The organism is Ruminococcus callidus ATCC 27760, from assembly GCF_000468015.1.
Taxonomy (GTDB): Bacteria; Bacillota; Clostridia; order Oscillospirales; family Ruminococcaceae; genus Ruminococcus_C; species Ruminococcus_C callidus.
Genome location: NZ_KI260336.1, coordinates 3,504 through 12,288, shown reverse-complemented (window position 1 = coordinate 12,288; position 8,785 = coordinate 3,504). Strand labels below are relative to the sequence as shown.

Annotated in this window: 9 protein-coding genes and 2 tRNA genes; 1 reads left to right on the top strand and 10 read right to left on the bottom strand. The window is 51.2% G+C overall.

Going from position 1 to position 8,785, the window contains the following annotated elements:
* The first annotated feature begins 306 nt into the window (after nt 1-306).
* Complete coding sequence (locus tag RUMCAL_RS03625; protein ID WP_040646872.1) at nt 307-495, top strand: hypothetical protein; 189 nt, start codon at nt 307-309, stop codon at nt 493-495.
* 80 nt (nt 496-575) lie between these two features.
* Here RUMCAL_RS03625 and RUMCAL_RS03620 read toward each other — a convergent pair whose 3' ends face one another.
* The 10 genes from RUMCAL_RS03620 to RUMCAL_RS03575 form a co-directional block, all read right to left on the bottom strand.
* Nucleotides 576-1,898, bottom strand: coding sequence for a threonine/serine exporter family protein (locus RUMCAL_RS03620; protein ID WP_021681172.1), 1,323 nt, complete (start codon nt 1,896-1,898; stop codon nt 576-578).
* 296 nt (nt 1,899-2,194) lie between these two features.
* Nucleotides 2,195-2,286 (bottom strand) — tRNA-Ser (locus RUMCAL_RS03615).
* Between the two features lie 30 nt (nt 2,287-2,316).
* Nucleotides 2,317-2,399 (bottom strand) — tRNA-Leu (locus tag RUMCAL_RS03610).
* Between the two features lie 345 nt (nt 2,400-2,744).
* The gene (locus tag RUMCAL_RS03605; protein WP_021681169.1) at nt 2,745-4,499 is read right to left on the bottom strand and encodes a 1-deoxy-D-xylulose-5-phosphate synthase; all 1,755 of its coding nucleotides are present in this window, start codon (nt 4,497-4,499) and stop codon (nt 2,745-2,747) included.
* Entirely contained in the window at nt 4,499-4,930 is a 432-nt protein-coding gene (locus tag RUMCAL_RS03600; protein WP_021681168.1) for a MerR family transcriptional regulator, read from the bottom strand. The genes RUMCAL_RS03605 and RUMCAL_RS03600 overlap by 1 nt, the downstream gene beginning before the upstream one ends.
* Nucleotides 4,931-5,076: 146 nt before the next feature.
* On the bottom strand, nt 5,077-5,847 hold the full coding sequence (locus RUMCAL_RS03595) for a hypothetical protein (RefSeq protein ID WP_021681166.1): 771 nt from the start codon (nt 5,845-5,847) through the stop codon (nt 5,077-5,079).
* Entirely contained in the window at nt 5,831-6,331 is a 501-nt protein-coding gene (locus tag RUMCAL_RS03590) for a DUF3021 domain-containing protein (RefSeq protein ID WP_021681165.1), read from the bottom strand. The genes RUMCAL_RS03595 and RUMCAL_RS03590 overlap by 17 nt, the downstream gene beginning before the upstream one ends.
* A gap of 9 nt (nt 6,332-6,340) precedes the next feature.
* Nucleotides 6,341-6,781, bottom strand: a complete 441-nt coding sequence (locus RUMCAL_RS03585) for a LytTR family DNA-binding domain-containing protein (protein WP_021681164.1) — start codon at nt 6,779-6,781, stop codon at nt 6,341-6,343.
* Entirely contained in the window at nt 6,778-7,677 is a 900-nt protein-coding gene (locus RUMCAL_RS03580; protein WP_021681163.1) for an ABC transporter permease, read from the bottom strand. The genes RUMCAL_RS03585 and RUMCAL_RS03580 overlap by 4 nt, the downstream gene beginning before the upstream one ends.
* Complete coding sequence (locus RUMCAL_RS03575) at nt 7,652-8,584, bottom strand: ABC transporter ATP-binding protein (protein ID WP_021681162.1); 933 nt, start codon at nt 8,582-8,584, stop codon at nt 7,652-7,654. Before RUMCAL_RS03575 ends, RUMCAL_RS03580 begins: the two co-directional genes overlap by 26 nt.
* Nucleotides 8,585-8,785: the final 201 nt, after the last annotated feature.

Genomic DNA, 8,785 nt, shown 5'->3' with positions numbered 1-8,785 from the left:
GCCGTCAGGCGGGCTTTATGCAGTGTTTCCTGAAGTGTTTCACGAATTTTTGCGGCATGTTGTAAAAAGCATGTAAAAGGCATTCAAAAATTTCAGGGCGGCACCGCACAAGGCTTTTACACAAGATGCCCTTCGGCAATACCGCACAAAGATTGTGCGACAGATGCGTGCGGGAAGATACGAAACAGGCTCTGACGGAAAATTTGCAAGCAGATGGCGTGCAAAGTCGCCAGACGCTTTTTGTGCGGTATTGCCCTTGGTATATTTCCAGACATGCCTGCATATACTGTGCATGAGGTGATCTTTGTGGCATTTTCCAATTTGCAGACACTGCTGCGGCAGAGCAGTTCTTCCAGACAGTTTCTGTTGTCCCTGCCGGTGGGAATTCAGCTACGGCTGCACGAACGCAGTCAATTTATCCACACCCAACAGGAACTCCGGCGGCATGCGGCATTTTTGCAGCAAGTCCAAAGGCTTTATTCAGTGTTGCCCTAAGATATGAGCAGGCTATAAAAAAATCCCTGTCCGTTGTGCAAGCGGACAGGGATTCCTTTTTGAAAAAGTTTATCAGATTATCAGGTACAGTGGCGGAAGTTCTTGTCGGTGCAAAGTCTTGCAGCCACCAAGCCCATCGGCAATGCCATAACGATCAGAATCGCTTTGGTCAGCCAGAGAGAGCCGTCGCCGATCTCATTCAGCCCGATATAGTAGATACCACGGTACATATACAAGCCCGGAACCATGATGACGATTGCCGGTACAGTCAGGGAAATTCGCGGATAACCGATCTTTTTCTTGACGATCGATGCCACACAACCGGTGAAGAATGCTCCGATAAATGCAGCAATGCCTACCGGGAAATGTGCCAGATCGATCAGTTCCAGACGGAGCGTGTTGGCAAACATGCCGATCAGTCCCGCTGTCATTGCCATTTTCCGCGGGCTGTTGAACATCAGAGAGAAGCCGTATACCCCGAAAAAGCTGGTGATGATTCGCAAAATAATCATCATGCCGGTGTCAATTTGCAGAGCCACAAAGTCTGCCGGCTGGAAGCGACAGACCAGAGCCGTCACCCAACCAGTCATGGTCGCAGTGAGGATAATCAGCAGAGCGTATGTGATCCGCTCCAGACCGGAACGAATATCCAGCTTGGCAAGGTCGATACCGCCGGTAATCAGCGGGAAGCCGGGGATCACGAACAGCATTGCACAGATATAGCCCGCCTGATGCACTTTCGACACGCCGAAAATGGTCTGTGCCAGCAGAATGGTCAGCACGTATGTGACACAGGAAGCCGCTACGCTGACAGCAACATTCCCCAGCAGGGAAATCTTTTTTTGCAGCATCAGCTTTCGCACAAAGTTTCCCACGCCTGCACCAAAAAAGGCACAGATCATTTCCATAGGACCGCCGCCCAGCAAAAAGGTAAATGCACAGCAAGCAATTGCGGATGCCAGTCCCAGATTCCAAGCCTTATAATTCGCCGGCTTTTTCTGAATTTCGTCCAGCACCAGATGAATCTGCTTGACGGAGATCTGCGTTGCCATTTCCGGAAATTCCCGCATAAAGGCTTCCAGAGCATTCAGCTTATCCGTATTCACGCCGGTAGTCGGCAGTGCGATCGAATGGGTATATGTGCCGCTTTCCTCATAGCAAGTGAACTCAATGGACAGCAGACCAATATCTGCCGTACAGGAAATGCCCAGCGTTCTGGCAACCTCATTCATCGAATTCCGCACACGCCACGCACCGGTTCCCACCGAAAGCATCATCTGTCCGATTCTGCCCACCAGCGTCGCCTTTTCCTTTAAGGTCGCCTCAGTCGAAGGCACGCTGTCATCATCCTTGACAATGTGCTTCCAGTGAATCGTCATGTGCTGTTTGTTAATACTCCCCATGCACTTTGTTCCTCCTCTTTTTTCATGCAGCAGACTTTCTACAGTAGTTTCTCAAAGCCTTGTTTCCGCCGTTCCAACACAACAGCCGCCCGTTTTTGTCGGTGGGCGGCTGTTTTTTTCCATTACAGAATACCCTATTTATTATAGTAAACTCATTTTGCAGTGTCAAGATTTTTTTCGTGAACACAGGACGGTGGGGAACAGATTTTTTGCACATTTTTTGTAGAATTTTGGGCAGATTGTAATTTTCGGAAAACAAAAAAGCAGTTTCAAAAACTTGAAACTGCTTTTCATTCTGGCGGACAGGGAGGGATTCGAACCCTCGATACGCTATTAACGTATACACGAGTTCCAGTCGTGCGCCTTAGACCAGCTCAACCACCTGTCCATTTATAGTGCTTCCTGCGATTTGAGGAAGTGGTGCGAGTGACGGGACTTGAACCCGTACGCCGAAGCACACGCCCCTCAAACGTGCCTGTCTGCCAATTCCAGCACACTCGCTTCATGTTTTTTCATGTGTCGCATTCAGCTTTATTATTATAGCAGAAAAACAAGCCCTTGTCAACACTTGAAATCACTTATTTTGTTTATTTTTCGTAAATATAACGTGAATCCTGGCGAAAACAGCATTTTTCTACTGCACATGCAAAAAGGCAGACCCTGCCGGAGCGTTCCGCACAGAGTCTGCCTATGAAATCTTTACGTCAATACCGCACAAAGATTGTGCGACAGATGCGTCGTCAAATTTTCCGTCAGATGGAGCAAAAAGCAGAGTGAATACTTGATGTATTCACGAGCATTTTTGTGAAAGCGGTATTGCATTTACACCTGTTCCGTTTTTGCCGATCACAGCATCTTTGCCACGTCTTCTGCGATCTGCTCTACGGTCAGGCGGTTTTCCCGCAGGACTTCCTGTGCATCATAGCGATCCAGAAATTCCTTTTTCAGACCATAGCACCTGGTCTTTACTGCAGAGTCGCCGTAGAACCGTGCAATCTTTTCACCGAAGCCGCCGTCCAGCACGCCGTCCTCCAGCGTAATGACTGCCTTGTGACTGGATTTCAGCTGTTCCAGCAGTTCGGTGTCCTGTCCGGTGATAAAATACGGATTGATGACTGTCGGCGTGATGCCGGTCTTTTCCTGAATCTTTTCCGCAGCAGCAACGCCCAGCGAATAGAACGAGCCCAGTGCCAGAATTGCCACATCGCTGCCCTGCTGTGTCACCTCGTACCGGTTCAGCTGACTGAAATCCTTGGTCACAGCCTTGCCGTCGGAAACATACTGTACCGGCACACGGATTGCCACAGGGTGTTCCGTCTGATCCAGTGCCCAGTCCAGCATTGCACGGTATTCCTCTACAGTGACCGGTGCCAGATATACCAGATTGGGGATATTGGAAATCATGGGAATATCGTAGATGCCCAGATGCGTCACATCATTCATGCCAAAAACAGAAGCGGCGAAAACCGCAATGGTAACAGCATTCTTGTTGATGCAGATGTCCTGCGACAGCTGGTCGTAGGTACGCTGGAGGAAGGAACTGTACACACCCCAGAACGGCTTGCCGCCGTTTTTCGCAATACCGGAAGCCATTGCCGCAGCCTGCTCCTCTGCAATGCCCACGTCAACAAACTGCTTGCCAGCCTTTTTCCGAATCTCCGGCGTGAATCCGAACACCGCCGGCGTTGCGGAAGTGATCGCACAGACGCTGGGATCTGCTGCCATTTTTTCCTGCAAATAGTTTGCCGTAAATGTGCCGTAATCGCCGTCACCGTCAAAGGAACCGGCGGGTTTTCCGGTTGCCGGATCAAACGGCATGCACCAGTGCCACTGCTCCTTGTGCTGCTCTGCCAGTTCATAGCCCTTGCCCTTTTGGGTAACGATGTGCACAGCCACCGGCTTGGTGCTGTCCTTGACCTGCCGGAATGCGGCGATCAGGGACGAAATATCGTTGCCGTCTTTCACAAACACATAGTCCAGACCCATGGCACGGAACAGATTACACTCTGCCTTGCCGTCAGTATCCCGCAGCAGCTTCAGATTCCGGTACAAGCCGCCGTGATTTTCCGCAATGGACATATCATTGTCATTGACAACAATAATAAAGTTGGTGTCCATTTCGCCGGCAAAGTCCAGACCTTCCAGTGCCTCGCCGCCGCTGAGAGAGCCGTCACCGATCACCGCAATGACATTACCGGTTTCGCCGTTCAGATCCCGTGCCTTTGCCAGACCGCTGGCAAGGCTGATCGAAGTGGACGTATGCCCCACGTTAAAGAAATCGTGTTCGCTCTCCTCCGGATTGGTATAGCCGGAAACGTCGTCAAAGTGTTCTTCATACAGATAGGCATCTTTTCTGCCGGTCAGCATCTTGTGCGGATAGCTCTGATGAGAAACGTCGTAGACGATTTGATCCTTCGGGGAATCGAATACATAATGCATGGCAATGGTCGCTTCCACCATGCCGAAATTCGGTCCGAAGTGACCGCCGTGCTTGCTCAGACGAAACAGCAGAGCCTTCCGCATTTCTGCTGCCAGTGCATGCATTTCGTCTATGTTCAGTTTTTTTACATCTTCCGGTGCATTGATTTTTTCCAGATACATTATGATTCCTCCTGTTCGTGATTCTTGGGAAACGCTACGTTTCCTTTGCATTCCTGTTTATCCCATGTGAGTACGCCTGTCCGGACAGCTTCCTCATAGCGGCTGATCTTGTAGTTCAGCCGTTCCAGTGTCGTGTCGATCTGCTCCCGCTGTTCCAGCAGTGTTTCCCGCTGATCCAGCAGCAGCTGTAACCGTGCCGGAATGGTGTCATCGCCCTGCTGGCACAGCTTCACATACTCGATCATGACTTCCACCGGCAGTCCGGCATTTCGCATACAGAGGGCAAGCTCCACCCAGCCCAGATCTTCCGGCTGGTAGTTCCGGATACCGCTGAGGGTTCGGGTGACTTTGGGGATCATGCCCACCCGCTCATAATACCGCAGCGTATCCTGCGTGATATGATACTTTTCGCTGACTTCCTTAATGGTCAAGGGTTCTCACCTCCTGCAATTGTATTATAACACTTGGAGTTGGCTCCAAGTCAATAGGGCTGTGCTGGAATTTACATTTTGTCTACAAATACAAAAAAGCAGCATTGCAACCAACTCTGCAATGCTGCCTTTATAATACCACGTTGTCACTGCATCGAATCAATCTTCCACAGACCGTTGTCCAGCACAATTTGTACCGTCAGCGTATCCGCCGCACCGAAATTGTCGTACTGCATCGAAGCGGTAAACGAACTGTCTGTAGCATTGGAAATGGTCACCTGTTCCGGATCGATCCAGGTGAAGCCACCACTGGTGGCATACTGTCTGCCGTAAAGTCCGCCGTTGGCATCGATGTACAGCGGCTTGTCTGTGCCGAGAATGGCAGCATAGCGGCTGTCGATCATCTTCTGTGTCAGAGAAGCTGTCATGTAGGCTTTCAGGTCGGCAGTGCTGCTGAACTGCGTTTTTGTCACTCTTTCATAGGTCACGCCGGACTTTGTCGTCTGTATGGTATCGGTTTCATCTTTCGGCAGGTTGCCGCTGCCGATCTGGTCAATGTAGTTCAACGCCCCGAACAGTGTCTTTGCCGCAGCCGCATATTCCGAAGTGTCTGCACCGGCTTCGGGAACTGTTGTCGTTTCCGCCGAAGTGGTTTCCGCTGCGGGCTCTGTGGTTTCGTCCGGTGCCGGAATGGTTTCCGCAGTTTCCGTTGCGGCTTCCGTTTCTGCGGCAGAAGTTTCTGCTGTTTCCTCGGTGCTGCTCTCTGCGGCGGATTCTTCCGGTGATGCAGTTGTGGTTTCGGCAGTGCCCGAAGAAGACAGCGACGGGATCTCCCCTTCTGTACAGCCAGAAAAGCCGGTCAGCACTGCTGCTGTCAGCATTGCCGCAATCCAAATCGTGTTACACTCCTTTCTCATGATCGATTCCCTCCTTGGGAAAGACTACCGGCGAACCGGCAGTTTTCTTATGATGTTCTTTCAGTTTTTCATTCATCTGTTCGGCAGTTTTTTTATAGATCTGATAATTCAACGCCGATGTGAAAAGATACACTGCCGCACTCGTCAGGCACATTGCCAGAACTCCGACAACAGAAAGTTCGTACCAGCCGTACAGCCACCCGCATATCAGCACCCCCAGGGTAATCAACACATAGTGTACTACCAGCCGCAGCATGCCTTCCCACTTCTCCATGTCTTTCGGCGGCAGCACCAATTCTGTAACAGCACCTGCCAGCACGCCAATGGACAAAATTTCCGGCAGCACCATATAGGGAATCCAAAAGTGCAGAATCTCCTGATGTCCCGACAGACAGTAGACACCGTACCAGACAATGCAGGCGATCAAAGTACCTGTCGCAGATACCGTTGTAATGGAGAGAAACCGTTTGAATCTATTCTTCATCGCCGCACCTCACAACCCCAGCCGCTTTTTCACAGCGGGAACATACTGACGGGAGATCACGACTTTCTCCCCGTTTTGCAGGATCGCCTCAAACCGACCGCTGAACGACGGAGCAAACCGTTCCACCTTTGCCAGATTCAGAATCATCGACTTGGAAATGCGGATAAAATCCGTTCCGGCAAACCGCTGTTCCAGTTCGTAAAGTTTCTGCTTCAATTCCGATACCTCCGCTTTTTCATACGCATACACGCGATTGTCCACAGACTCAAAATAAAACACCGATGACGGACAGAGCACACTCAGGCTCCCGTCCTCGTGATAGCACATCAGTTTCTCGTCCTCCGCCTGTATCACACGCAGCAGTTCCAGCACACGTTCTGAAAGCTGATTGACGCGAACGATCAGTTCTTCTTCTCCGCCCTCCGGCGGCTTTTCAATGACAACTCTCATGGCAGTTTTTGTTTCCTTTCCGCAATCCCGTGTACCAAAATGTAGCATCCCAGCAACAGCAGAATTGTCAGGCACAGAAACAGGTACATTTCCGGAACTGCAACTGTTTTTCCCGCAAATTCAGGATCACAGTCCAGTGCTTTTTGTATGCCGCGAACCACTTCTTCCGGTACGCCCTCGCTCTGCATCTGCTGTAACACGCCGCCCATGGCGTGATTTCGCATCAATGCGGTGGCATAGGTGCTTGGCAAAAAGGAAAGCACCTTTTGCAGACCGGTTCCAAAGCCGGAGATCGGCATGTATGCCCCGCAAATGAAACCGTAGCCGGCACTGACAATAGTACCCACCGCCGAGATCTGCCCCTGTGTACTCAGGAAAAAGTGAATCAGTGAGGAAAGTGCCGTTCCGAACAGCACCAGAAGCACCACATCGCCGGTAAGCCGCAGCACGTCGCCCCACGTATAGAACCAGCCCACCGCATGGACGTAGCCCAGACACAGCCCGAACGCCGCAAGGCAGACGATCAGAGAAGATGCTACCGTTGCCAGAAAATAGCTGACTGGCAGCACTGCCGGTTTCAGCGGAGCGATCAGCAGGTCTTTCCGTGCACCGGTGATCTTGTCCTGCACCATCAGCATATTGGAACAGAACGGCACTGTCACGCAGCACACTGCCAGAATCGATGACAGCAGCTGTGCCCCTACTGCCCCGTCGATCACCTGCCTGGAAAGAGAAAAGCCTTCCGGAAATCCCGCAGAAAAGTTGTTCCGATAGACATTCCCCAGAAACGTCACATACAGCACCAGCAAAATCGCCGGCGTAATCAGCGAGGTGAAAAACATCGCCTTGTCTTTAAAGTACAGCTTCACATTACGCAGAAACATGGCTTTCCACATTGTCGGCACCTCCCATATTTTTTCCTGTTACAGCAAGAAAGACATCGTCCATTCTGCCCTTGATGATCTCGTAATCCGTGAACAATTCCGGCTGCTGCAAAATCAGCTGTGTGGCTGTGCGGGTATCCGGCACGGCAATTTGCAACGCTGCCCCGACTTTTTCATAAGGCAGTCCCAGTGCTGCCACCGCGGATTCCTCTGCGTGATACAGTGTAATCGTATCGCCGGTGTAGCGGTTTTTCAGTTCCAGCGGCGTTCCCTCTGCCAGAATTCTGCCCTCGTCCAGAATGACCACATGGTCTGCATCGGCAGCCTCCTCCATGTAGTGGGTGGTGAGAAATACCGTCATGTGCTTTTTCTTTCGCAGTTCCCCGATCACCCGCCAGACAGATTTTCTGGTTTGAGGATCCAGCCCTGTGGTGGGTTCGTCCAGAATCAGCAGCTGCGGCTGGTGAAAAATCGCCCGTGCAATGTCGATTCGCCGCCGCTGTCCGCCGGAGAGCTTCCCCACGCTTCGTTTCAGCAGGAGCTTCAGCTCCAGCAGTTTGTCCAGTTCTATCAGACGTTTCTGAAATGCCCTGCCGGTAATGCCGTAGAGTGCCGCACGGGTTTTCAGGTTGTCCAGCACCGAAAGCTGTTTATCCAGCACGGAATGCTGGAACACCACGCCAAGGCTCTGCCTGATCTGCGGCATGTCCTCCAGTGTATCCTTTCCCTGAATCCGCACGCTGCCGGCATCTTGCCGCAGCTGTCCGCACAGCATGGAAATGGTCGTGCTTTTTCCTGCCCCGTTGATGCCCAGAAACGCAAACAATTCCCCCTGTTTCACTTGCAGGGACAAGTCGTTCACTGCGTGCACAGTTCCGAAGCTTTTTTGTAAATGTTGTATCTCGATGCAGTTTTCCATCTTCACCGCCGCCTTCCTTTGAGATTTGTTTCAGCTGGTTGTCTTGATTCAGTGTTTCCTTTATTATACTGTTTTTATAAAACAATTGCAAGAAAAAAACCGTAAGCGGCTTCGCAGGCGAGGTAACATGCAAAAAGAGAGCACTGTGATCTCTCACGATGCTCTCTTTCTTGAGGCAATACCGCACAAAGATTGTGCGAC

Bases quoted from the DNA above. Each gene is read 5' to 3' on its own strand.
- RUMCAL_RS03575 (WP_021681162.1), bottom strand. From the start codon at position 8,584: ATGGAAAACTGCATCGAGATACAACATTTACAAAAAAGCTTCGGAACT.
- RUMCAL_RS03605 (WP_021681169.1), bottom strand. From the start codon at position 4,499: ATGTATCTGGAAAAAATCAATGCACCGGAAGATGTAAAAAAACTGAAC.
- RUMCAL_RS03585 (WP_021681164.1), bottom strand. From the start codon at position 6,781: ATGAGAGTTGTCATTGAAAAGCCGCCGGAGGGCGGAGAAGAAGAACTG.
- RUMCAL_RS03590 (WP_021681165.1), bottom strand. From the start codon at position 6,331: ATGAAGAATAGATTCAAACGGTTTCTCTCCATTACAACGGTATCTGCG.
- RUMCAL_RS03580 (WP_021681163.1), bottom strand. From the start codon at position 7,677: ATGTGGAAAGCCATGTTTCTGCGTAATGTGAAGCTGTACTTTAAAGAC.
- RUMCAL_RS03595 (WP_021681166.1), bottom strand. From the start codon at position 5,847: ATGAGAAAGGAGTGTAACACGATTTGGATTGCGGCAATGCTGACAGCA.
- RUMCAL_RS03620 (WP_021681172.1), bottom strand. From the start codon at position 1,898: ATGGGGAGTATTAACAAACAGCACATGACGATTCACTGGAAGCACATT.